Genomic DNA, 23,186 nt, shown 5'->3' on the forward strand with positions numbered 1-23,186 from the left:
AATGCGGCTTGTAACCAACGCATGAATCATCGAATGCGCCAGGCGGCGCTGATCCGCAGTCTTCCACCATCACCAGGAGATATGATCCTATACCAGACGAGTCAGGACACATAGCGGCAGGAGGCTCAGCCCTCATCTGAGGAGCGCAAGAGCCGGCGCACCCGCTGCAGGGCCTGCCAGATCTCCTCGTCCTCCGGCGCAGAGCGTCGGGCGCGTTCCAAATCGGCCAGGGCGTACTGAGGTCTCCCCTGTAATTCGTAGAAGCGGGCCCGTTCCCGATAGAAGGCGGCATCATCGGGACGGAGGCGAATGGCCTCACTCAGGTCGGCGATGGCCTCCTGGAGCTGGCCCAGATCGGCGTAGAGCAGACCGCGGTAATAGTGGGCCTCGGCAGTCTCGGGGGCCAGGCGGATGGCCTCATCGAGATCGGCCAGCGCTGGCTCCAGCTCGCCCAGCTCTGCGTAGAGCACGGCCCGATAGAGGTAAGCCACGACCAGAGCGGGATCGAGGCGCAGGGCCTGCTCGAAATCGGCCAGGGCCTCCGCGATCTCCCCCCGTTGCCGGCGCAGATTGCCGCGCTGGACATAGCTGAGGGCCTCAGCGGGAGCCAGGCGGATGGCCTCATCAAGATCGGCCAGCGCCCGATCAAAGTCGCCCCACTCCTCATACAGGCTGGCGCGCTCGCGATAGGCCAGAGGAGCGGTCGGCGCCAGACGAAGCGCCTCGCTCAGATCGGCCAGGGCCTGCGCCTCCTCTCCCTGGCGCCGCCGTAGCAGGCCGCGCTGCAGATAGGCCTCGGCATTGTGGGGATCAAAGCGCAGGGCCTGCTCGAAATCGGCCAGCGCCTTATCAGCCTGGCCCAGGGCCGCATAGATCTCGCCGCGAGCCAGATAGGCGGCGGCATCGCTGGGGTCGAGGTGGATAGCCTCGTTCAGATCAGCCAGCGCCCGCTCAAGATCGCCCTGTTGTTGGTAGAGCGCACCGCGATGGAAATAGGCCGGAGCATGCGACGGATCGAGGCGCAGCGCTTCCGTATAGTCGGCGATGGCCCGCTCTGGCTCTCCCAGCTCCTCGTAAGCGTTGCCACGGTTAAAGTAGGCTGGGGCATAGCTGGGATCGAGGCGGATGGCCTCATTGAGATCGGCCAGGGCCTCGCTGGGACGGCCCAGCTCCAGATAGATGCGCCCGCGATTGTTATAGCTCACCGCCCGTCCCGGCTCCAGGCGCAGTACCGTCGTATAGTCCTCCAGCGCCTGCTCCAGCCGGTCTTGTTGCAGCGCCAGGAAGCCGCGATGATGGTAAGCCGTCGGATCGCCGGGCGCCAGACGGATAGCGGTATTGAAATCGGCCAGAGCCTCCTCAGTGCGTCCCAGCTCAGCGTAGATCTGACCGCGCCGATTGTAGGCGTAGACGTTGCGCGGATCGAGACGCAGGGCTTCGCTGAAGGCAGTCAGCGCCTCCTGCCATCTGCCGTAGCGCGCGTGCTCGTTGCCCTCCTGAACCCAGACCTGGACCAGCTCGCGCTCATTGGGCACGGCCACCTCCAGCGCCGAGGCCGCCCCGCTGAGGGCCGCGGCAAAAGCCTGCACGGAAGGGAAGCGCTGAGCAGGGTCAGCCTCCAGAGCCTGCATCAGCACCTGCTCAACCGCCGTACTCAGCTCCGGCGCGCTTGCCCGCAGTGGCTGAAGCGCTCCGCTCTCCTCCAGGCGCCGCGGTGGAGCGCCCGTCAGCCACTCGTAGCAAAGAGCCGCCAGGGCATACTGATCACTGGCCGCCACAGGCTGACCAGCCTGCTGCTCGGGAGCCTGATAGGGAGAGGCCGTCAGCTCGCCCGCGCGCGAGGCAGCGGTCTCCCTGGTAAAACGCTGCCGTAGTGGCCAGAGGCCCACCTCACTCAGCAAGAGCCGCTCATCGTCGGCGAGCAGCACGTTCTCCGGCTTCAGATTAGCATGCAGCCAGCCGGCCTCGTGGGCAGCCTGCAGCGCCGAGGCGAGCTGCGTCGCGTAGTGCACCACCGTAAGCAGGGGCAGGCGTGAGCCGTGAGGATGGCGCGCGCGCAGAGAGCCGGCGGTGACATAGGGCATAACCACAAAGGGCAGCCGCCGCGCGCCGTCGTAGCCGTAATCCAACAGTGGCAGCAGCTGCTCATGGTGCAGCTGGCTCAAAGCCCGCAGGGCGGCGAGCCAGGCCGGCAGCGCCGCCTCGCTGAGCGAGAGGCTGTTGAGCGTCTTGAGGGCCAGCGGCGGCGAGGCTCTCCCCTCGGCCTCCTCACTCGTCCTGCGAGCCAGATAGACCTGGCCCAGGCTGCCCCTACCGAGCAGGCCCAACAACCGATAGCCCTCAAACTCTGCTCCTGTCAGATCCTGCATCGCTGGCCTCTCCTTTCCTCTCTCCTACGCTGCCTACGCTGATACCCTCGCTGGCGCTACTGCCGACCGCAGATCCTGGCCAGCCCGGGCGCATTCCCCATCAGGATAGTGGTATAGCCGATAGTATAGAGAAAGCCACTGGATCGCTGCAAGAAGAACCCTCGCGCCTAGCCTTCCCCGCTATGCCCGGCTCAAGAAAGCGCATACCAGGGCTGGAAAAGGCCGCGGCGTTGGGGAAGCTGAGAGCGGCCAGGTCCCGCCGCAGAGCGCCCTGCTCGCAGGAGCGGAGGCCGGGCCGCAGAGAGGCCGCGCCGACGCCGAACTCGCTGACGCTGCGGCGACTGTCCAGCCCGCGCAGCTCCTCGGGTGGCAGCTCTAGCATATCTTCTCCTCATCATTGCTGAACCGCTGCCTTGACGCCTGTCAAAGCGACTCATCATCTGCTGCCCCATTACCTTATACAATACAAAACTGCACCGCCTTCGCCGTCCACTACTCACTGCATAGAAAGATAGCCACTGTCCGCAGCGCAGAACAACAAGCGTCCTCTGTCGGCGGGCGCTGACGCCGGACAGGCTGCGCTGCAGAGCCATTAGCGCTGGCCGCTGGCCTCCCCGCAGCCCTGTGCTCTCCCGGTTAGCCTGCATATGAAACGTGTGAGACGCCTAAGAGCCACGACCGTCCCTGGAGGCCATCATCAGCGCGCCGCCAGGCGAGCTGGCTGGTGCGCGCGCGGGCCTGGTCTCCGAGCCAGAGAGCGGGGGAGAAGGAAGCCAGGGGCCGACCCGATGACTGAGCGAACGGAGGGCCTGGAAGCCAGCGGACTGGACTATCTGGCCGGCCAGAGCGCGGGAGCACGAGCAAGAAGGGATTCAGCGGGCCTCACGCCGCCGCTCCTGGCGCAGCCGATAGAGGGCCTCCTCGCGGCTGGCGCGCACCAGCCGATTGCTCGGGTCCAATTGCAGGGCGCGATCGTAGTCCAGGATTGCCCGCTGATAGTCTCCCAGGCGGAAATAAGCCACACCCCGGTGGCGATAGCTCTCGGGATCGTCGGGGCGCAGCTCCAGAGCGCGATCGTAGTCCAAAATCGCGCGGCGGTAGTTGCCCAGGCCAGCGTAAGCCAGGCCGCGGTAGACATAGGTCCGTGCCAGGCACGGAGCCAGCTCCACCGCCCGGTTGAAATCCGCAATAGCCCTCTCGTACTCCTGCAAAGCATCGTAGGCCATGCCGCGCCTGATATAGGCCTCCACATAGCCCGGATCAAGCTCCAGAGCGCGCTCGAAATCCTGGATGGCCTGCTCGTAGTCCTGCAGCTCATAGTACGTCAGGCCGCGATTATAGTAAACCAGCGCATAATCGGGCTGAAGCTCCAACGCGTGCTGATAATCCTCCAGCGCCTGCTCATACTCTTGCATATTGCGATATACTGTTCCGCGATTATTATAGGCGTTGGCATAGAAAGCGTCCAGCTCGATAGCGCGTGTCAGATCGACGAGAGCCATTTCATACTTGCCCAGCGCGTCGTAGGCATTGCCGCGGTTATTATAGGCCAGCGTATACTCGGGATTGAGGCGGATGGCCTGGCTGAAATCGGCGATAGCCTGCTCGAAATTGCCCAGGCAGCAATAGGCATTGCCGCGATTATTATAGGCATCGACATGGGAAGGGTCGAGCTGCAGCACACGGCTATAGTCAGCGATGGCCTTCTCATACTCCTGGAGGCGGCGGTAAGCGCGGCCCCGGTTAAAATAGGCCTCCAGATACGTCGGGTCCAGCTCCAGAGCGCGGTCGAAATCGGCGATGGCCTGGCGATCATCGCCCAGAGCGCAGCGGGCGTAACCGCGTCCGTTATAGGCGATAGCCTGCTGCGGATTCAACTCCAGGGCGTGGTCGAAATCGGCGATGGCCTTCTCAGGCTCCTGGAGCTGCAAATAGCAGCTACCGCGGTTCACATAGGCATCGGCGTAGGAAGGGTCCAGGGCGATTGCCTCAGAGAAAGCCTCAGCCGCCTCCCTATAGCGGCCCTGAAAATAGAAAGCCACCCCATCGTCAAAGCACTCCTGGCGGCTGCGCGGCTGAATGCGCGGCACATAATTGAGCACCAGCAGGGAGCGGGCGGCGCGTTCCAGCTCATGAGCGAACTCGCTCACACTGGCGAAGCGGCCCTTGGGGTCCTTTGAAAGCGCGCGCATAATGACATACTCGATCTCGGGCGAGAGGTCTGGCACGCGCTCCAACAGGGAAGGAGGAGGAACCTGAGAATGCTGAGCGTACAGCTCATAGAAAGTTCCATCGAAAGGAGGATCGCCGCAGAGCCACTCATAGACGATCACCGCCAGCGCATACTGATCGCTCGCGCGGCTAGTGCGTCCCATAAACTGCTCCGGGGCCATATAATGGGGCGTCCCGGCGATGCCGGCGTTCTGCTGCTCCAGAGGGGTCTGACCCGGAGGCGTCTGCACGATCACCGAGATCCCGAAATCGGTCAGCAGGAGGCGGTCCTCCTGGTCCAGCAGCATATTTTCCGGCTTCAGATCGCGGTGAATCACATTTTCATCGTGGGCGTACTGCAGAGCGTCGGCGAGCTGATGCACATAGTGCAACACCAGCTCCAGTGGCACACGCGCTCCCTGGGGATGGCGCTGGCGCAGGGTACCGTTGGGAGCGTAATCCATCACAATGAAAGGCACCCCGAGCGCCTGCTCGACACCGAAATCCTGGACCGCTACAATGTGCGGATGCCGCAGGCGGAAGAGGCGGGCCTCATTGACCAGATGGCGCAGCGCCTCATAGTTTAGACCGGTGTGTAGCACCTTCACCGCCACCAGATGCTTGCGCTGAGTATGCTCGCCCAGGTAGACCTGGCCATAGTTACCTTGCCCAAGCAAGCGGAGGAGGAAATAATTATCGAGCTGTCTCCCCGAATGATCAACCATCGTGCCTGTTCTCTTGCCTGTGCTTGCAAGCCCTGTGTTGGGCGGACGTCCCCATCTTACGCGGCCTGTCTAGCGAGATGCTGACCCTGGTTGGCTGCTGGCTACCAATCTACCAGCATACTTATTGTAGGAGAGAGGAGAAAGCTCGTCAAGTACTCGTAAGACTCTGAAAGTGCCTGCTGCTCAGTTCTAGCGCGGCCACGTGTCGGTAACCTCATGTCGTACAAGATAGCTGCTGACGAGTAGCTAAAAATTTGTGAGTTGTGCATAAAAAAACGGCAAGCCAGTGCCGCCCGGCGTCCCCGTAGCTGGACCAGCGCGGCGCGCGGGCTGTTCACTGGCTGCCTCACCCCGTGCTCCTCGCCCTGGCTAGCGCTGGCTACCTCGCCGGCGGCTCCGGCGGCTCCAGAGGAAGCGCAGGCTGGCCATCAACAAGCCGCAGCCCGCCAGAAGCGCGAGCGCGCGATAGAGCGAGCGATAGCTCATTGCTCCTAGTCCCAGCCCGAAGAGCGGAAAGAGCGTCACCATCGCCGCACTAAAGAGGCCCGTCTGCAGAGAAAGCACCGTAGCCCGCTGGGCCTCGGGGCTGCGCTCGTTGAGCCAGGTACTCACCACTGGCTGCCAGAGAGCATACGCCCCCTGGAAGAGCATCAAGAAGCCGACCAGGCTCAGCGGCACCAGCGGCAGACTCATCAACAGCAGCCCGCCGGCCAGCGCCAGCAGCAGCCCGGCCAGCAGATGGCTGCCTCTCATATGGGCCAACAGCGTGGGGGCCAGGGCCGTACAGCCGAAGCTGATCACCTGGCTGGCGGCGATCACCAGGCCCACCTGCGCCAGCGTCAGCCCCAGGCTGCTCAGATAGAGCTGATGATAGTAATAAATGGTCAGCCCGCAGCCCTCGACCAGGCCCGCCAGCAAAAGCAGACCGACCAGCACCCTGTCGCTTCGCACCGCGCGCAATCCCTGCAGCAGATGCCGTAGCGGCTGTCGCTCGCTGGTCCCGCGCTCCTCAGGCAACGCCAGCAGGGGCAGCATGGCGAGCACGGCCAGGGCGGCTTGAACCAGGAACGGCAGCGCCTCCTGCACCTGGCCGAGCAGCCCGCCGACGCTCGTGCTGGCTGCCTCCGCCACCAGGGCCAGCAAATACATGCGGCTGATCAGGCGACTATAGTAGCCCTGTTGCTGCCCCTCATGAGCGACCAGGCGTCGCGCCAGACCCCAGAGCAGCGCCTCCTCGGCGCCGCCGCGGAAAGCAAAGGCCAGGCCCCAGAGCACAAAGCTCAAGGCGATCGATGGCCAGAGCGGAAGCGATAAAAAGAGCATTGCTGCTGCTGACAGGCTACAGTATACAAAAAGGCTGCGACGTCGTCCCAGCAAATCCGCGTAGATCCCCGTTGGAATCTCTGCACACAGCTTCGTCACATGCAGAGTCATCTCCAGCAAGCCAATGACCAGCGGGCTATAGCCGTGGCGCGCCAGATAGATCATCCAGACCGCGCTACTCAACGTCGCATTCGTGGCCAGATTATAGCCATCATAGGCCAATAAGAGCCGCAGGCGGGCGCCGCGCGCCAGAGGTCTTGCGGGCAGTGCTTCCTGTTTCTGGCATTCGATCTGCTTCTCCATGATTCAGGCATTCCTTTCCTTTCTACATCACCTACTCTTACAAGCCATTGCCTCCACAATGGACGCTCACCTGAAAGGAAGCGGCCTGGCGCGGCAGCCAGCAGGAGAGGACCCTCGCCTCGCCGGTCCTGAACGGCAATGAAAACCTGGGCAAAGTAGAGAGGCTTCGAGGAGAGCAGTCAGAGGAGAAGAGCGAAAGAGGAGGGCTGTGCTTTACAGCGCCGATCGTAGCAACTGGCTGCCTCTGCCGCGCGCCAGCAAGTGCAGACGACGCGCTGCCCAAAGAGCACCCATCAGCAGAACGCTGTCCTGCTTACTTGCTTACCCTGGTGGTGGCGCTGCTCCTCTCTTCTGCCGCATAAGCTGCGCCAGGCCTATGCGGCTGGAGCATGCGCGATATAGGTCGGGCGAATAGCGTCGCTGCGCAGCGAAGCCGTGCGCAGCTCAACGCTGGCAGCAGAGCAAAGAGATCTAGCCATCACGGTCGTGAATAGTAACACAGGCGCAGTCGGCCTGTCAAAGCACGCGGGACGTTCAGAGGCGAGACGGCGCAGACGACCGTGAGCGTGGGGAGGGCAGCGCTCGGGGCAGCAGAGAAGAAGAAGAAGGAAGCTGGTCCTGACCCTCATGCTTCTGAGGTGGGGGAGTGAGCGGCGTCGCCTGTGCTGGCACCTCAAGCGGGTGCCCTGTTGGCTGACTCAGCGGGAGCGGGCAGCCGGGCAGCACCGGGCGACTGGGGCGGAGCTGAGGCGAAAAAGCCAGCCAGGTCAGACCGCCGCCGAGCAAGCCGCTGGCTGCCAGGCTGGTCATCCCCACCATCAAGGCCCGTCGCGTCGGGCGCTCGACCTGTCGCTGTGCTGGCTGGGGAAGGATGCGGGGACGCAAAGCCCGGCCCAGGGCCTGCTCATAAGCTCGCACGAACTCCAGCACCGTCGCGAAGCGCGCCTCCGGCTGCTTGGCCAGCGCCCGCTCCACCACGGCCACCAGTCCCGGCGGCAGCGTCGGCACGCGCTGACGCAACGGCGGCGGTGGCATGTGCACATGCTGAGCCAGCATCTCAGCGGGCGAACCGCGGAAAGGGCACTCCCCGCACAGCCATTCATAGACTACCACCCCCAGCGCATACTGATCACTGGCGAACTGCGGCTGACCAGCCAGCTGTTCCGGCGCCATATAGGCCAGCGTCCCCGCAATGGCCTCCTTCTGCTGCCAGCCCCTCTGATGCTGGCCACTCAAAGCAGCAATACCGAAATCGCTCAACAGCAGCGAGCCGTCGCGCCCAATCAACATATTCTCCGGCTTAATATCGCAATGAATGCACTGCTGCCGATGGGCGTAGTCCAAGGCGGCCCCGATCTGCTGCAAATAGAGCAGGATCGTCGCCGGATGCAAGCGGCTGCCACGGGGATGGCGCTGGCGCAAAGTTCCCCCTGGCGCATACTCCATCACCAGAAAAGCCGTTCCTTGCTCCTCTAGCAACACGAAATCGAAGATCCTCACGATATGCGGGTGGTGCAGACGAGCCGCGATGCGCGCCTCCGCGCAGAAGCGCTGCAGCACCTCTGGCTCCAGCTGAGTCTGCAGCAACTTAATGGCCACTTCGGTCCCCAGATAGCGATGCTCACCCAGATAGACCTCAGCAAAGCCCCCACGGCCCAACAGACGCGCCAGGCGGTAATGGCCCAGTTCACGGGGGGCCGCCAGCGGTAGCCATTGCCCCCTCGCTCCAGGCTTACCGCCACTGGAGGCGTTCCCGCCCTGGTCCGCCTCAGTCGAGAAACTCAGCGATTGCTCCATCTTGCTCGCCTCCTGCTCCTTGCTTGCCTGCTATGATTGTAGATAGCGCTCATGGAACATGTCAATGTGCTCACACGGAAACAAGCAGCCTGAGAAGTGCAGCGAATCGCTGCCGATTCCAGAGATTCTGGATAGCGCTACATCTATAAATTCGTTTATGCTTATTTATAGCTCAAGAAAAACACAGCCGTAGCTTGGGCGTTACAGGTGGGGAGGGAGCAAGCCCACCCAGCCCAGGGGAGGAGAATCCAGCAGAGTGGGGGTGAGAAGAGCGCAAAAAATAGCTGAGGGAACCCAGACTGCGGCCCATGTGGGTGTAGTAGGTAGAGCGGCAGGCAGGACTGGAGCCGGGAGTACCGGGCGGGGCGCGGAGCAGCCTTGTTGAGCGTGCGCGGATGCAGAGCGGCCTCCCCATGCGCCCCTATCTAGCCGAGGCGACCGATCTAGGCGGGCAGCAGCATCATTACCACCGAGACCAGTGCGAAGAGCACCACAAAGACCACCGTCAAATTAAAGATCAGGCGCTCCACGCCGCGGCGTGTCTTAAAGACCGAGCCGGCGCTGGTTCCGCCGAAGATGCTGCCCAGGCCGGCGCTACGCGCCTGTAGCAAGATAAAGAGAATCACAGCCACAGACAGAATAATCTGAATCACCCGGAGAGCCGGGGCCCAGGCTTGCAACGTATTCAAGGTCCACCCTCGCTTTCATCGCAGGCCATCCATTGGCCAAAACCTTCGAGGCGATTATATCACAGAAGCCTCGCGCCGTCGAGACGGGGGCCAGGAAGCAGAAGCGAGCCGGCTTCTCTCTCTATCAGGCCCCCAGGCCAGGCGAGATGAGAGCTGGCCTGGCCGCAGTGCACCGCCTGGTCCCTCCCTTATCCCTACCGGGCCGGGGCCAGACGGGCGGTCTTGGAAGTCGTGATCGGTGTCTGCCGCTGATGAGCCAGGCGATGGCACTCCGGGCACAGCACCACATAATTGGCCCGTCGGTAGCGAGCCAGCAGAGTTCGCAGCGGGCGACGGGCATGCAGTTCCAGCCTGGTCGTCTCGCGAGCGCAGCGTGGGCAGCGTCCGGCGGCCTCCTGCTGGAGCTGTCCCTGAATGTGGCGCACCAGCTGATTATTGCAGGCATCCAGGCCCACATGGAAGAGCATACCGGCCAGCACCAGCCACAGCCAGCGCTGGCGAGTGAGGGCTGCCAGCGCCGCCAGGGCGGTCAACGTCCACGGTTGGTGCAGTGGTTTCGGCAGAGGGCCACGCTGGCGCTGAGGAGTGCGCAGATAGCGCAGTGCTTCGCGCGGACTCAGGCGCCGGCGAGCTGCCACAAACTCCAGATAGTGGTCGACATCGATCAGAATACTGGCCGCATAGGGCAGCCAGATCTCCTCTTTCAGCCACGGCAGAGCCACCAGGGCCGCCGCCGTTGAAAAGGCTACATGTTCCTCCAGGCGCATAAGATCATCTCATCCATACTTCGCACGAGCCATAGCGCAGACCTCTGCCTGTCCGTAGCCGCCTTTGGGGCCGCCGCCCAGGTCTTGCGCCATATGGCCATACTGGGCTGCAAGCTTACGTTACGAGCAGGTTTGCAGAGCAGCAGCTGAGCGGAAGGAAGAAGCGTGCTTATCGCAGCAGTATAAACCGCGGGCGCAGGCCCCGTCAAGCAAGCCGGCCCTGAAGCGCCAGGCTTCAGCTGCAGGAGTGCGGCGAGTGCCGCGGAGGAATGAGCGAGCAGGCCGGCGCAGGCCGGCGCAGGCCCGAGCGGACTAAGCAAAAAAGCCTGGTTGGTAAGAGGCTCCCTTGTAGAAGACCTATCCCTGTGGTACAATGTAATCCGGGCGAGGACTGCAGTCCCCGCCCGAACTTATGTTTTCCATTTCGAACAGTCGACCAGTAAGGCAACACGAGGGGAGTCTGCCAGGCATGAGCGCGTGACTGACGGCTGCCCTCTTCTTGAATTTCGCGGGAGCGGACACCTCCGGGTGTCCTCACATTTTGCAATGGAGATTTCCTGGCTCGGCCACTCCTGTTTTCAGTTGCGAGGAAAACAAGTCACGCTCATCACGGACCCGTTCGCTCCCCAGACGGAAGTCGCCCCGCAGCAGAAGGAGCCTCTGCGCCTGGGTAAGGTCAGCGCCTCGATTGTCACCATCAGTCACGAGCATCCCAATCACAACTACGTCCGCGCTGTGCAGGGGAATCCCCGTATTGTGCGCGGGCCGGGCGAGTACGAGATCAGCGACGTGCTGATCACTGGCGTTGCCTCCTATCATGACAATCAGCGGGGGCGCGAACGAGGACGCAATACCATCTATGTCATTCACATAGATGGCATCGTCGTCTGTCATCTTGGCGATCTGGGCCATACCCTGCAGGAAGAGCAGCTTGAGGAGGTCGCCGATGCTGACATCCTGCTGGTGCCCATTGGTGGCGAGCACACCCTCAACGCCTCGCAGGCGGCTGAAGTGATCAGCCAGGTGGTGCCGCGCATCGTCATTCCCATGCACTACTATCCTCTGGCAGCCGACGGCTCGCAGTCGCTGCCTGACGCGCTAGTGACCTTTTGCCGCGAGATGGGCGTGGAGACGATCAATCCCCAGCCCAGGCTCGTGATCTCACAAAGCAACCTGCCAACAGAGACGCAGGTCGTGATCCTCTCCTGCCGCAGTCTGAGCTGAACGGAAGCGCCTGCGTGAAGGCTGGCTCCCAGAGCCGCAGAGCGGCTCCTCTCCCTGGAGATGGCTCCTGGCCAGCGAACGAGCATGCTGGTTGAGGTGGCGGGCTGGCGAGCGTGGCGTCGGGTATTCTCTGATCTGGCCAGGCAGTGCAGTGCTTCGTTGAAAGCGCGCGCCGCGCGTCGACAGCAGTGCGTGCTGGCGCCAGGCGGCCTGTGAGTAAGTGACTGACTGACTGAGCGAATGAAGACGGTCTCATACGCGATGGTGAAGGCTCCACACGAGGAGGAGTTCTTATGTCAAAATTTATCTTTGTGACCGGCGGTGTGGCATCGTCTGTGGGCAAGGGTATTAGCGTTGCCTCCATCGGGCGTCTGCTTAAGAATCGGGGCATCTCCGTCTCCATCATGAAGCTCGACCCCTACATCAACGTTGACCCCGGCACCATGTCCCCCTATCAGCATGGCGAGGTCTTTGTCACAGACGATGGAGCAGAGACCGACCTCGATCTGGGCCACTATGAACGCTTTACCGATGAACCAGCTTACCAGGCCAACAACGTCACCACCGGCCAGGTCTACGCCACCGTCATCAGCAAGGAGCGGCGTGGCGAGTACCTGGGGGGCACGATTCAGGTGATTCCCCATATTACCAATGAGATCAAAGAGCGCATCCATAATGTAGCGCGCCGCTCGGACGCCGATGTCGTCATTGTCGAGGTGGGTGGCACGGTCGGCGATATCGAGGGCGAGCCATTTTTGGAGGCCATCCGCCAGATGCGCAAGGATGTGGGGCGAGCCAATGTGCTCTACCTGCACGTGACCCTGCTGCCCTATCTGGGCGCGACTCGTGAGCTGAAGACCAAACCTACGCAGCACAGCGTCAAGGAGCTGCTGCGCGTCGGAATTCAGCCCGATGTCATTCTCTGCCGTTCGGACTATCCCGTCAGCGAGGAGCTGCGCGAGAAAATTGCCCTCTTCTGCAACGTCGAAACCCGCGCCGTTGTCCCCCTGTTAACGGTCGAGACCATCTATGAGATCCCCTTGATCCTGGAAGAGGCTGGCCTCGGCGACTACCTGGTGCAGGCCCTCTCGCTGCCTGCCCATCCGCCACGGATGGAGGAGTGGCGCGCCCTGGTGGAGAAGATCAAGAAGCCGCGCCCGGCTCTCACCGTCGGCCTGGTAGGCAAGTACGTCGAGCTGCACGATGCCTATCTCTCGGTGGCCGAGGCGCTGCGTCATGCCGGCTGGTACCATGACGTCGATGTCCAGATCAAGTGGATCAATTCGGAGGCCTTGGAAAAGATGGGCGAGGCCTATACCGAGGCCCTCGAAGATGTTCACGGCATCATCGTGCCCGGCGGCTTCGGCCCCCGCGGGGTCGAGGGCAAGATCAAGGCCGCCGGCTATGCGCGCCGTACTCATACACCCTACCTGGGCCTCTGTCTGGGCATGCAGGTCAGCGTCATCGAATTCGCGCGCAACGTCCTCGGCCTCGAAGGCGCCAACAGCTCGGAGTTCGATCCGCATTCCCCCCATCCCGTCATCGACCTGATGCCGACCCAGCGCCATATCTCGGAAAAAGGCGGCACCATGCGCCTGGGCAACTGGGTCTGTTGCCTGATCCCCGGCACACGCGCCTACCAGGCTTACGGTGAGGCCATTGTCTTCGAGCGCCATCGCCACCGCTACGAGTTCAACAATGAGTACCGCAAGCGCATGGAAGCTCACGGCCTGGTCATCAGCGGTCGCTCCGCCGACAATAGCCTGGTCGAAATCATCGAACTGGCCGATCATCCCTGGTTTGTCGCTTCACAGTTCCACCCAGAGTTTAAGAGCCGCCCGAACCGCCCCCATCCGCTCTTCCGCGACTTCATCGCCGCCTGCAAGCGGCACGCTGGCATGAGCGCGAGCAGCGCGGAGCCAGGCGAGAGCGTGGCCCGCGTCGGCATCACGCGCACCCCCGAGGGCGTCGCTTCGGATTCGCGACTCGAAATGTCGAAATAAAGGCAAGATGTTATATTTGAGTCATCTACTCGGGGCACCTGTAGAGGACGCGCAAGGTACGCGCGTTGGAAAACTCACCGATGTGCTGGTGGCTCCCGCGCAGGCGCGCGAAGAGCCAGGTGGCCCCACCTATGCCAGTGCTCTGCTGGTAGAAGGTCAGGATGGGCACCTCTGGCGTGTCACGCCGCTGGCGGTCCAGGTACGTGATCACACGCTGGTCCTACGCATGGCCCTGCCCGAGCTACCGCCGCCTGCGGCGGTCGAGAACGAGATCAGCCTGGCGCACGAGGTGCTCGACAAGCAGGCGGTTGATCTGGAGCAGCGGCGCCCGGTGCGCGTCAACGATGTCTGTTTAGAGCCGGACTGGCGCGTTGTGGGGATCGATACCAGTACCTGGGGGTTGCTGCGGCGCCTGATGCCTGCCTGGCTGTTAGGAGCCAGGGGGCGCGAGGCGCCGGGCAGCCTCATTCCCTGGGAACGGCTGGAGCTGCTGCGCGAGGGGGAGCCGACCCCAGAGGAGGGCCTGGAAGGGAAAGGAAGGGGGGGAGCAGGCAGGCCGGAAGGGCAAGGGCATGAGGAGCTGAGGCGCCCGCCGAGCGGTCCCCTGGCCGAGCTGCGCCCCGCCGACATCGCCGATATCATTCACCAGCTCACGCCAGCCCAGGGTGCGCGCTTGCTGGAGGGCCTCGACGACGAAACCGCCGCTGACATTCTCCAGGAGGTAGACACCGAACGTCAAACCTATATCCTGGAGAAGCTCAGTGCCGCGCGGGCCGCCGCCATCCTGCGCGCCATGGAGCCGGACGAAGTCGCCGATCTCCTGGCTCGCTTGCCAGAAGAGCGGGCCCAGGAGCTATTGCGCCTGCTGACGCCCGAGGAATCGGAGGACGTCCGTGAGCTGCTAGAGTACGCCGAAAACTCTGCCGGCGGCCTGATGACCACCGACTACCTGGCCCTGAGCGGCAGCCGCAGCAGCGCCGAGGCCCTGGAAGCCCTGCGTCGTCATATTCTGGACCAGGGCGGCCACGCCGTCTATATCTACGTCGTCGATGACGAGGAGCGCGATGAGCCGCACCTGCTCGGCGTCGTCTCGATCTGGAATCTGCTGGTGGCCTCGCCGGAGCAGACGCTGCAAGAGCTAATGCATCGCGACCTGGTCACGGTGCGGCCCGAAGCTGATGCGCTCAACGTAGCCGAGATTATCGCCAAATACAATCTCTTCGCCGTCCCGGTGGTCAACGACGAGGGTGCTCTCCAGGGAATTGTCACCATTGACGATGCTATCGACGTCCTGCTGCCGCCAGAGCGGCGCCGACGACCAGTGCGCCGCTATTAATTGAACCTCGATTGAGCTGAGCCGCCTTGTTGAGGAAGGAAGGAAGGAAGGAAGGAGTACAGGAGGAACGAGGGTCAGGGAGTGCAGCGGCAGATAAGCCAGCTCTCCAGATGGAAGAGAGGGGAAAGAAGCCTCCACTGATTGGAAGGCGGAACGAACGAAAAAGAGGAAACCAACCCCGAGCGATCCTGGCCGCGAGGGCAGATGAGATGGAGCAGGCGATCTGCTCTCCCCCTTGCCTAGTCGGGAAGAGAGCAGACCGCGCTTAAGGCTTCAAGCACATGAACAATGTCCTGGCAGACATCTACCATGACCCGAGGCAGCCATTCTTCGGGATGCGGATCATCGGCCACAATCTCCGCCTCGCCTTCTTCCTCCTCCTCGTAACTGTAGCGATGACTCCAGTCTGGACTGAGTGTCTGACCCCCGCTGTACTGGTAAGGAGAACTCTCGTGCAGGCCACGCAGACCCTCTGGGTGCCAGATCGGGAGTTCCACGCGCTGCTGGAGCGTCAGTGACTCCGGGGCGAGACGATGGTCCTGGAGAGTCAGCGTGACGCCGGGCCGGGTCTCGATCGTGCGGCTGCTGTGCTCACTGGCGCGCAGCCTGAGCATCTGGGTCAGAGAGAGGAGCGACTCTTCCGAGAAGGTGGTGCCTTTGAGGGAGAGTGAGTAGGAGAGGTCCAGCACCAGCGCAGGAATCTCGCGCGTGCGCAGGTGCGGACAATCGGCATGAGGCTCGTGGAAGAAATCGCAGACTCCCCTGGGCCCTTCGAGGGAAAGCGCGGTATCCAGACTACCCCAGCTAAAGGAGACGGTGCAGATGCTGGAGTTTTCGACCTGCTCGCAGCTTCCGATGTGACAGGTGCAGGCAAATTCACGTTCCATGGTGCGGGAGTTGATCCAGTATTCGGGATGTGCCGTAAGCCCGACCTCCGCAGCCGCCTTCAGGAAGAAACCGGTCACATCTTCAAAGGTTAGCATGAAACGCTCCTTGCTGCCCCTGGTTGGGGCAAGTATGCCCGTGGCACCCATGATAAGATGCCTCTATATTATGAGCGTTCCCGATAGGATGTGTCAATATTAGACAGGATAGCTCTCACGCCAGTCGCGGAAGAGGGCACTGATCGAGCGTCCCTCGTGCAGGCGCTCGATTGTTTCCGCCAGCAGGGAGGCGACGGAGATCACCACGACCTTGCCGCCGAGGGTCTTGTTGCCCAGGGGGATCGTATCGGTAGTGACCACGCGCGTGATCTCTGGCATGCAGAGCCGCTCCTCCGCCGGCGGGGTCAGGACGGCATGGGTCGCCACCACAGTGATGTCCGGTTTGGCTCCGGCCTCCAGCAGGGCCTGGGTGCAGGTGACGATGGTCCCCCCAGTCGAGATGATGTCGTCCACAATGATGGGTCGCTTGTTGGCCACCTCGCCGACGATGGCGCGCACTTCAACGTCCTGGGCATGGTTTCCTCCGCGTCGCTTGTGCATCACGACTAGCGGAATATTGAGCATGTTGGCGTAGACGTCGGCCACCTTCACCCGCCCAGTGTCCGGCGTCACGACCACGGCATCGCTCAGGTCCATGTGCTGGCGCAGGTACTCGCCCAGCAGCGGAATGGCCGTGAGATGGTCCATGCCAATGTCAAAGAAGCCCTGGATGGCTGGCGAGTGCAGGTCAACAGATACAACGCGATCGGCCCCGGCGGTCGATAGCAGGTTGGCCACAAGCTTGGCGGTAATCGGCTCGCGCCCCGTGGTTTTCTTCTCCTGACGGGCGTAGCCATAGTAGGGGATGATCGCCGTGACGCGCGCCGCCGAGGCGCGGCGGAAGGCGTCAATCATCACGAGCAGTTCCATCAGGTGCTCGTTGACTGGGTAGCAGGTCGATTGCACGATATAGATGTCCCTGCCGCGGACGCTCTCCTGGATCTGCACATGACATTCGCCATCGGCAAAGCGGTGCAGCTCCCGCCGCCCCAGGGGGCGCCCCAGACAGCTTGCCACCGCTTGCGCCAGCTCCGGGGTCGCTGAGCCGCTGTAGATGTCCACATCAATCGGCGGGCCGCTCCGATTCGGCCTTCTCGCTGCCGCTGCGCTCTCTGTCATGAATGGTTTCCCCCCTCTTAGAAGCCACAGAACCACTGTGGCTGGCAATCCCCGCAGTGGTTACCCCTCTATTGTAGCATGTCTCGATAGCTATCAGCCAGCCTTCTTTTTCCTCCCGAATTGCAGAGATCGTGGACTATTCTTGCCAGACCAGCAAGCTGATGATCTTGCGATAAATGCCTTGACAACATGGCCATCTGTCCATTATCTTTTTGCATGATTGCTGGTATCGATCAATAAGAATAGGTCAATGCCTGAGTATTGCAACTGGTAGATAGCTAAAAGGCTCTGCCAGATCTACATGATTGTCGCTTTGCGGCTGTTGTTCAGCTAAGAAAAGGAGCAGGCTCCAGGGAAGATGCTGCCATGAGCCTGCTCCTGAGACGGCCCGTTCGGCAAAGACCGGATGCCGGCTGGTAGAGCTGCAAAACCGAGCGGAGCGCAGCAGCATGAGCCTGAGCTGGCCTGGCTGGGGGATGCCATTGTCTGCGGCTGTCTGCCTGTCTGTCTGCCTGTCCGCCTGGCTGGGGTGCCACCTTCCCAGGTTCTCGCTTTCATCTCAGACCCAGCTTTTGGGCCAGGGTAGACCATCCATGTGCCTGCTCGTCTGCTCGCTTGCCCTGCTGGACGCTGCATGGCAACAGTAGCCTGGGGCGTGGGTCATGCTCTGGTTTCGCTTCGTTTGGCTTCGCTTGTCCTGGATGCACTGGATGCACTTGGCCGTTTACTGCGACAGAGAAAGGAAGTTCTGCATGTCGTTGGATTCGCAGCAACCTGCTACCCCCCGGACAGCCGCGCAGTCGGCGGGAGAGGCTCCTCCCGTGGGCCTGCTGCGCAATCGTAATTTTCTCTTTTTGACCGGTGGCCAGATCATCTCCTATCTGGGAGATTTCATTTACAGTACAACCTTGCAGATCTGGGCCTATACGCTGGTGCCCAATGCTGCCTCGGTGAGTGGCATCTGGGCAGCGCAATATCTCCCTTATGTGCTGGTGGGGCCGATTGCCGGCGTCTTTGTCGATCGCTGGAATCGCCGTCGGATCATGATCGTTTCCGACCTGCTGCGCTGTTTTATTGCCCTGTGGCCCCTGTTGGTGCCGCCAGCGCTACGCTTGCCGGCCATCTATCTGGCGGTCTTCCTGATTGGCAGCCTGGGCCGCTTCTTCTCCCCGGCCCGCTCGGGGGTCATGCAAGTCATTCTGGCCGAGCAGGACCAGCCACGGGCGGCCTCGATTCTGCAGTCCAGCTTTGCCTTCGCCGTCGTTGCTGGTCCGAGTCTGGGAGCGGGTCTCTACTTTCTGGTTGGTCCCTACCTTGGGACCATTCTGAATGCCCTTTCCTTTCTGGTCTCGGCCCTCTGTATCCTGGCCATGCACGTCTCGGCTCAGGCCCTGCAGCCGGGCGCGCAGCGTCGGGCCGAGGCGGCGGCTGGCGAGGGTCGTACTGGGGCCGTGCGCGCGGTGCTGACCGAGCTAGTGGACGGCTTCCGCTTTGTCCTCGGCTCACGGGTCCTGGGCGTGGTGATGCTCCTGCTGGTGATCAACTGGTTTGGGGTGGGTGCCCTCAATGCCCTGGACATCGTCTTCATCAGCCAGCGTCTCCATGTCAGTCCTGAACTCTATGGGCCGATGGCCACCGGCAGTGGCGTTGGTCTCCTCATTGGCTCCCTCATCGCGGGGGTCTTGAGCAAGAAGCTCTCGCCGCGCTCCTTGCTGACTGGCAGTGTCTTTCTGACGGGCCTGGGCATTGTCGTCTTCGGCTTTCAGGTCTGGTTCCCCCTGGCCTTATTCTTCTACTGCCTCACGGGCCTGCTCCAGGGCGGCATCGAAGTCGGCTATATGGCGCTGGTCCTCATCAGCTCGCCGCGCACGCTCATCGGGCGTGTCGAGGCTGTTATCCAGACCAGCATGTTTATTGCCAGTGTGCTCTCGATCGCCCTCGGGGGCTATCTTGCTCAATTCATTCCGGTGTATATTCTGTTTATTGTGGGAGGCTGGCTGACGGTGCTGGCCGGTCTTATCGGCTGGTTCGGGTTGCCAGCCAGAATCGAGCCTGTTGCAGCCTCGCCGGCCTCGACAGAGGCGGGCCCCGAGCAGCCGGCGCAGGCCTGATGTTGAGGGAGGCAAAGGAAGACTATGTCCGACCCACGTGTGCAGCGCATGGCGCGCGTTCTCGTCCACCATTCCCTGGAATTGCGCCGGGGAGATCGTCTGGCGATTCTCGCCACTCCCCTGGCGGCGCCTCTCATCCGCGAAGTTGTGCGGGAAGCGGTGCGTGCCGGGGCCCATGTTTCCCCTCTCTTGCAGTTGCCAGGTCTCTCTGAAATCATCCTCAAAGAGGCCAGCGAAGAGCAGCTGACCTTTGTGTCGCCGTTGCTGCGTTTGATCTGGGAGGAGTATGAAGCCCTCCTCGATATCGAGTCAGAGGAAAACACCGCGGAGCTGAGCGGCGTCGATCCGGCTCGTCTGGCGCTCGCACAGCAAGCTAGCAGAGAAATGCGTGAGATCCTGATGAAGCGCACCCAACCTGGTCAGCGCCATGATCCGCAGTCGCTGCGTTGGGCTGCGACCATGTTCCCGACGCCCGCCTATGCTCAGAACACGGGCATGTCCCTGAGCGATTTCGAGGATTTCCTCTACAGTGCCTGCTTTCTGGATGATGAGGACCCGGTGGCGCGCTGGGCGGAGCTGCACCAGCAGCAAGAGCGCCTGGTGGAGTGGCTCAGCACGCGTGAGGAAGCCAACGTGGAGCTGCGTGGGCCGGACGTCGAGCTGACCCTCTCCTATAAGGGACGACGCTTTGTCAGCGACGATGGCCGCTACAATCTGCCCGGCGGGGAGATCTTCACCAGTCCGCTAGAGACCTCGGCCAACGGTTGGATTCGCTTCCGTTTTCCCTGCAGCGCGCAGGGAGTGTCGGTCGAAGATGTGCGCCTCCGCCTGGAAAACGGTGTCGTGGTTGAGGCCCAGGCGGCCCACGGTCAGCTGTATCTGGATCGCATGCTGGCCATCGATGAGGGGGCGCGCCGGCTGGGAGAATTCGCTATTGGCAATAACTACCGCGTTCAGCGCATTACCAAGCATCCGCTCTTTGATGAGAAATTTGGGGGGACCATCCACCTGGCGCTGGGGGCCTCCTATCCCGAGACGGGCGGCGGCAATCAGTCGGCTATCCACTGGGACCTGGTATGTGATATGCGCCAGGAGAGTGAGATTCGTGTCGATGGCCTGCTCTTCTACAAGGATGGCCACTTTGTGGTCTAATCGGCACGGCTGCTAGCCGGCCTGGCCAGCTTCCTTCCGGGTCCACTGACGCTGTGACGAAGAGCTCGCCGGGCGAACAAAACAGGCAGGGTGGCAATCGACGCCGGCTCTCGCGTGCGAGCCTGCAGCGCGAGGCGGCGGAGCCACCCTGCTGTGCTCTCCCTGTTCGCTAGAAGGGCGTAAGCCTGGGCTGCTGCAGCGGCCAGGCTGCTGACGCCCTCTTGCTCAGAGCATTGGGCGCACCGATAGAATCTTGTAAGTTGTCACGCCACCCGGCGTCGAAACACTCACGACGTCGCCCGCCTTATGGCCGAGCAGAGCCTTGCCGACCGGAGACTGGTCGGAGATCAAACCGGACTTGGGATCGGCTTCGTAGGTCTCTACGATCTTGAATGTGCGTGTTGCGCCGCTCTCTGTCTCAACCTCTACCTGCATACCGATACGCACGACCGGAGGACCCTGGAGATCGCTGTGCATATCGGCAGTCATGATCTCGGAAGAGGCCAGCAACTTCTCCAGCTCCAGAATCTCGCCTTCTACCGCAGCCTGCTGGCGCTTGGCCTCCTCGTAGGCGCCGCTTTCGCTGATGTCGCCGGCTTCCTTGGCGTCGTGAATAAAGTCAGCGACCTCCTGGCGCTTGACCGTGCGCAGGTATTCCAGGCGCTCTTTCTTCTTGCGATATCCTTCAGGGGTTAGAAAGTAGACCTTGCGCTCGGGTGTTACATCGCTCTGTCCACCAATACTCATATGTAGACTCCTACTCCTCTCTGGTCTTAAGGCTCGTGATCGAAGCGTGATTCGTTCGCGGTTGCCTCTCCCAGATCTTCGCGATCGCTAGCTCTAGCTTGTCATCGGTCCGGTCCGTTTGAACGCTTCTCTGGCTGGTCCTCACAGTCAGGCTGAGGACCGCTGCGGCTCGACGGGTGCCTCGCCTGCTCTGGGCGCGACTGGGCGGCCTTTCGGTCCCTTTGATGGAATGGCATCCTGGCGGCTCACCCCTCACTATGGCCGGTTGCTCGGTGCAACGCAGCGTGCTTGGGCCGGGAGGCCCGGGGTGTCCCGGATGCCTGCTTTTCTTGCCCTTGTCTGGCCCTGGCCATTGCCAGGTGCCACGGCGTGGATGGCTGCCTGGGGCTGGGAGTGTCAGAAGGCGAATCCGTAGCCCCTCCCACCAGACAGCCCCGGTGGGTTGCTAAAACCGGGGAAGAGAACAGGCATGCTTCTGTTGCAAGTGATCGCTGGGCCACGCTTTACTTGGGCGCGACTCGGCGATCATGATCCACTGCGCATGCATCCGTGCAGAGTTTGGGGCAATACTGCCACGTGGTTATCCGTCAGGGTTCCCTCAAGAGCTGCTCAGCGCGCAGCAGGCGCTACGCCAGGTGCGCAACACATGACAGAGATTATACGGTCTCAAAAACCGGACGTCAAGTCAAATCAGGTAGCCATTTTTGCTATGGTGTTATGCTGGCCAGGCCAGGGTCTGTTCGTCCTGGTACGCTCCAGCCCAAGGCAACGCAACAGCGCACCAGGCCGGCACATGACCCATGAGGTGACCGCTATCCGGCTTCTCGCCTGGCTTCCTTCCCTCGCTGCTGTGGCCTCCCTTCTTAAGGTTAAAACGACGAACAGGGCTGATTCTGTTCCGCACACCCGCGGCGGGGCGAAGGCTCTTCCTTCAAAGGCGACGGGCGGTCTACCTCTACCAGTCTGCGCTTCGCTCCGCGGCCTGGGCTGATCAGCGACGAACGATGCGATACATACGTGCGCCGCAGCGCGCACAGGTACCTTGCAGGGCCGGGCGCCCGTTCTTCAGGGTTGTTTCTGATACAGCGAGCATCGGACTTTTCTGCCTGCATCTGACGCAATACGCTTCAAGAGCAGGCTCTGACTCGGCTGCTAACTGGTGCTGGGTCTGCGCCACCACAGATGCGGGTGCGGACTGCGCCGGCTCGCTCTCGATAGTCTGGAACGCCTCTTGAGCCTCGCCGGTGTCAGAGGCCGCTGTGGGGACCTCCTCTGTCTGCGTCGCGAGAGCCGGCCAGCTGCTCAGGCGAGCGCTAATCAACGCCGCGACCTGGCGATCGACTGTGCAGTCCCGGGTCTCGATCCAAAGCTGCTCGACCGCCACCGGGTCCTGAAGCCCGGGCCAGCCGTGGGCCTTGCTCCCCTCCGAGTCGGCCTGCACGAGCAAGACGGGGCAGGGGAAAGAGTTCGCCGGGGGCCGGGCGCTGTCCGTCTCTAGACGGAGCCGATCAGCCAGCCAGGCTCGTACGGCGTGTTCCGCGCCGAACTGGTGGGTCGTGGCATAGCTATAGTCCAGATCGCTCTGTCTCTGCCCCGGCGCCGAGAGAGCACGTAAGGCGAGCCGCGTCGTCAGCAAGCAATAGGTGAGCGACCCCAGCAGCGGAGTGCGAGCTAGGAAAGCAAGCAGCGATCTGAGCCAGGGGAAGCGTTCCCGCCAGCATTCCGCCTCATGCTCTGGCCAGAGCATGACCAGGCCGCGGCACAACTCAGGCTCGCGCCTGGCCACGTCCAGTGCGTGCTGGCAGCTGATCCCCTGAGCGATGAGTAGCGCTGGCTGCCCGACTACCTCGCGCAGGAAATCGCTCAGCAGCTCAACATAGAGCGGGCCATTATAGGGGAGGGCAGGCCGATCAGAGAGGCCAAAACCCAGCAGGTCAGGAGCGTAGACCCGATAGTGTTCTCCCAGGAAGGCCGCCAGCTCGCGCAGCTCATAGGCAGAGGCTGCCAGCCCGGGCGCGTGCCAGAGCACTAGCGGCGGCCCTTGCTCGGGACCGGCCAGCTTGTAGAAAATGTAGCCGTGTCGCCAGCGGTAGAGCCGTGCCTGACCCGGCAGCGCGCTCTCTAGCAGCTGTGGTGTCAGGAGGCGGTGCCAGATAATGGTCAGGGCTGCCCCCAGGCCCGCTAGCAGGCTGGCGAAGGCGCTCAGGCGCAGCAGCCATTTCAGGCGGGGCAAAGCGTTCTTCATGGGTGAGACGCAGACCTCCTCGCTGAGTAGTATAGCATGAGAGACGAGGAGGCGCTACTTCACGGAGCGCCGGCGGGAGACC

The 23,186-nt window shown here is 62.3% G+C and carries 16 protein-coding genes; 5 read left to right on the top strand and 11 right to left on the bottom strand.

Annotated elements, in window-relative coordinates; genetic code table 11:
- Positions 1-125 precede the first annotated feature (125 nt).
- The 7 genes from KTAU_RS20545 to KTAU_RS20575 form a co-directional block, all read right to left on the bottom strand.
- Complete coding sequence (locus tag KTAU_RS20545; protein ID WP_151730106.1) at positions 126-2,369, bottom strand: serine/threonine-protein kinase; 2,244 nt, start codon at positions 2,367-2,369, stop codon at positions 126-128.
- Positions 2,370-2,469: 100 nt separating this feature from the next.
- A complete protein-coding gene (locus KTAU_RS20550) occupies positions 2,470-2,751 on the bottom strand; it encodes a hypothetical protein (RefSeq protein WP_151730107.1) in 282 nt (93 codons plus the stop codon).
- Positions 2,752-3,241: 490 nt separating this feature from the next.
- Positions 3,242-5,305 carry a serine/threonine-protein kinase gene (locus KTAU_RS20555; protein WP_151730108.1) on the bottom strand — a complete coding sequence of 688 codons (2,064 nt, stop codon included), beginning with the start codon at positions 5,303-5,305 and terminating at the stop codon, positions 3,242-3,244.
- A gap of 369 nt (positions 5,306-5,674) precedes the next feature.
- On the bottom strand, positions 5,675-6,931 hold the full coding sequence (locus KTAU_RS20560) for an MFS transporter (protein ID WP_151730109.1): 1,257 nt from the start codon (positions 6,929-6,931) through the stop codon (positions 5,675-5,677).
- Positions 6,932-7,465: 534 nt separating this feature from the next.
- Positions 7,466-8,728 (bottom strand): serine/threonine-protein kinase, encoded by a 1,263-nt coding sequence (locus KTAU_RS20565; protein ID WP_151730110.1) that lies wholly within the window; start codon positions 8,726-8,728, stop codon positions 7,466-7,468.
- 443 nt (positions 8,729-9,171) lie between these two features.
- Positions 9,172-9,417, bottom strand: a complete 246-nt coding sequence (secG, locus tag KTAU_RS20570; protein WP_228026566.1) for a preprotein translocase subunit SecG — start codon at positions 9,415-9,417, stop codon at positions 9,172-9,174.
- Between the two features lie 194 nt (positions 9,418-9,611).
- Complete coding sequence (locus KTAU_RS20575; protein WP_151730111.1) at positions 9,612-10,184, bottom strand: hypothetical protein; 573 nt, start codon at positions 10,182-10,184, stop codon at positions 9,612-9,614.
- Positions 10,185-10,712: 528 nt separating this feature from the next.
- On the opposite strand from KTAU_RS20575, the gene KTAU_RS20580 reads away from it, so the two are divergent.
- The 3 genes from KTAU_RS20580 (at position 10,713) to KTAU_RS20590 (ending at position 14,747) form a co-directional block, all read left to right on the top strand.
- Positions 10,713-11,408: an MBL fold metallo-hydrolase gene (locus tag KTAU_RS20580; protein ID WP_228026567.1), complete on the top strand. Its 696-nt coding sequence runs from the start codon at positions 10,713-10,715 to the stop codon at positions 11,406-11,408.
- 293 nt (positions 11,409-11,701) lie between these two features.
- Positions 11,702-13,411 carry a CTP synthase gene (gene pyrG / locus KTAU_RS20585; RefSeq protein WP_151730112.1) on the top strand — a complete coding sequence of 570 codons (1,710 nt, stop codon included), beginning with the start codon at positions 11,702-11,704 and terminating at the stop codon, positions 13,409-13,411.
- Positions 13,412-13,418: 7 nt separating this feature from the next.
- On the top strand, positions 13,419-14,747 hold the full coding sequence (locus KTAU_RS20590; RefSeq protein ID WP_151730113.1) for a magnesium transporter: 1,329 nt from the start codon (positions 13,419-13,421) through the stop codon (positions 14,745-14,747).
- A gap of 239 nt (positions 14,748-14,986) precedes the next feature.
- Here the strand turns inward: KTAU_RS20590 and KTAU_RS20595 are convergent, their stop codons facing one another.
- Both KTAU_RS20595 and KTAU_RS20600 read right to left on the bottom strand, forming a co-directional pair.
- A complete protein-coding gene (locus tag KTAU_RS20595; protein ID WP_151730114.1) occupies positions 14,987-15,730 on the bottom strand; it encodes a hypothetical protein in 744 nt (247 codons plus the stop codon).
- Positions 15,731-15,829: 99 nt separating this feature from the next.
- Entirely contained in the window at positions 15,830-16,849 is a 1,020-nt protein-coding gene (locus KTAU_RS20600; protein WP_151730115.1) for a ribose-phosphate diphosphokinase, read from the bottom strand.
- Positions 16,850-17,601: 752 nt separating this feature from the next.
- Here KTAU_RS20600 and KTAU_RS20605 point away from each other — a divergent pair.
- Together KTAU_RS20605 and KTAU_RS20610 are read left to right on the top strand one after the other, a co-directional pair.
- Positions 17,602-18,960, top strand: a complete 1,359-nt coding sequence (locus KTAU_RS20605) for an MFS transporter (RefSeq protein ID WP_170293464.1) — start codon at positions 17,602-17,604, stop codon at positions 18,958-18,960.
- 24 nt (positions 18,961-18,984) lie between these two features.
- The gene (locus KTAU_RS20610) at positions 18,985-20,112 is read left to right on the top strand and encodes an aminopeptidase (protein WP_151730117.1); all 1,128 of its coding nucleotides are present in this window, start codon (positions 18,985-18,987) and stop codon (positions 20,110-20,112) included.
- Positions 20,113-20,337: 225 nt separating this feature from the next.
- Here KTAU_RS20610 and greA read toward each other — a convergent pair whose 3' ends face one another.
- The gene (greA, locus tag KTAU_RS20615) at positions 20,338-20,859 is read right to left on the bottom strand and encodes a transcription elongation factor GreA (RefSeq protein WP_151730118.1); all 522 of its coding nucleotides are present in this window, start codon (positions 20,857-20,859) and stop codon (positions 20,338-20,340) included.
- Positions 20,860-21,850: 991 nt separating this feature from the next.
- Entirely contained in the window at positions 21,851-23,104 is a 1,254-nt protein-coding gene (locus tag KTAU_RS20620; RefSeq protein WP_151730119.1) for an alpha/beta fold hydrolase, read from the bottom strand.
- Between the last annotated feature and the right edge of the window lie 82 nt (positions 23,105-23,186).

It is taken from the genome of Thermogemmatispora aurantia (assembly GCF_008974285.1).
Taxonomy (GTDB): Bacteria; Chloroflexota; Ktedonobacteria; order Ktedonobacterales; family Ktedonobacteraceae; genus Thermogemmatispora; species Thermogemmatispora aurantia.

Coding starts and splice junctions, on each gene's coding strand:
- KTAU_RS20545 (WP_151730106.1), bottom strand. CDS start 2,369: ATGCAGGATCTGACAGGAGCAGAGTTTGAGGGCTATCGGTTGTTGGGC.
- KTAU_RS20620 (WP_151730119.1), bottom strand. CDS start 23,104: ATGAAGAACGCTTTGCCCCGCCTGAAATGGCTGCTGCGCCTGAGCGCC.
- KTAU_RS20605 (WP_170293464.1), top strand. CDS start 17,602: ATGTCGTTGGATTCGCAGCAACCTGCTACCCCCCGGACAGCCGCGCAG.
- KTAU_RS20560 (WP_151730109.1), bottom strand. CDS start 6,931: ATGGAGAAGCAGATCGAATGCCAGAAACAGGAAGCACTGCCCGCAAGA.
- KTAU_RS20600 (WP_151730115.1), bottom strand. CDS start 16,849: ATGACAGAGAGCGCAGCGGCAGCGAGAAGGCCGAATCGGAGCGGCCCG.
- KTAU_RS20555 (WP_151730108.1), bottom strand. CDS start 5,305: ATGGTTGATCATTCGGGGAGACAGCTCGATAATTATTTCCTCCTCCGC.
- KTAU_RS20590 (WP_151730113.1), top strand. CDS start 13,419: ATGTTATATTTGAGTCATCTACTCGGGGCACCTGTAGAGGACGCGCAA.
- greA (WP_151730118.1), bottom strand. CDS start 20,859: ATGAGTATTGGTGGACAGAGCGATGTAACACCCGAGCGCAAGGTCTAC.
- KTAU_RS20595 (WP_151730114.1), bottom strand. CDS start 15,730: ATGCTAACCTTTGAAGATGTGACCGGTTTCTTCCTGAAGGCGGCTGCG.
- KTAU_RS20565 (WP_151730110.1), bottom strand. CDS start 8,728: ATGGAGCAATCGCTGAGTTTCTCGACTGAGGCGGACCAGGGCGGGAAC.
- KTAU_RS20610 (WP_151730117.1), top strand. CDS start 18,985: ATGTCCGACCCACGTGTGCAGCGCATGGCGCGCGTTCTCGTCCACCAT.
- pyrG (WP_151730112.1), top strand. CDS start 11,702: ATGTCAAAATTTATCTTTGTGACCGGCGGTGTGGCATCGTCTGTGGGC.
- KTAU_RS20550 (WP_151730107.1), bottom strand. CDS start 2,751: ATGCTAGAGCTGCCACCCGAGGAGCTGCGCGGGCTGGACAGTCGCCGC.
- KTAU_RS20575 (WP_151730111.1), bottom strand. CDS start 10,184: ATGCGCCTGGAGGAACATGTAGCCTTTTCAACGGCGGCGGCCCTGGTG.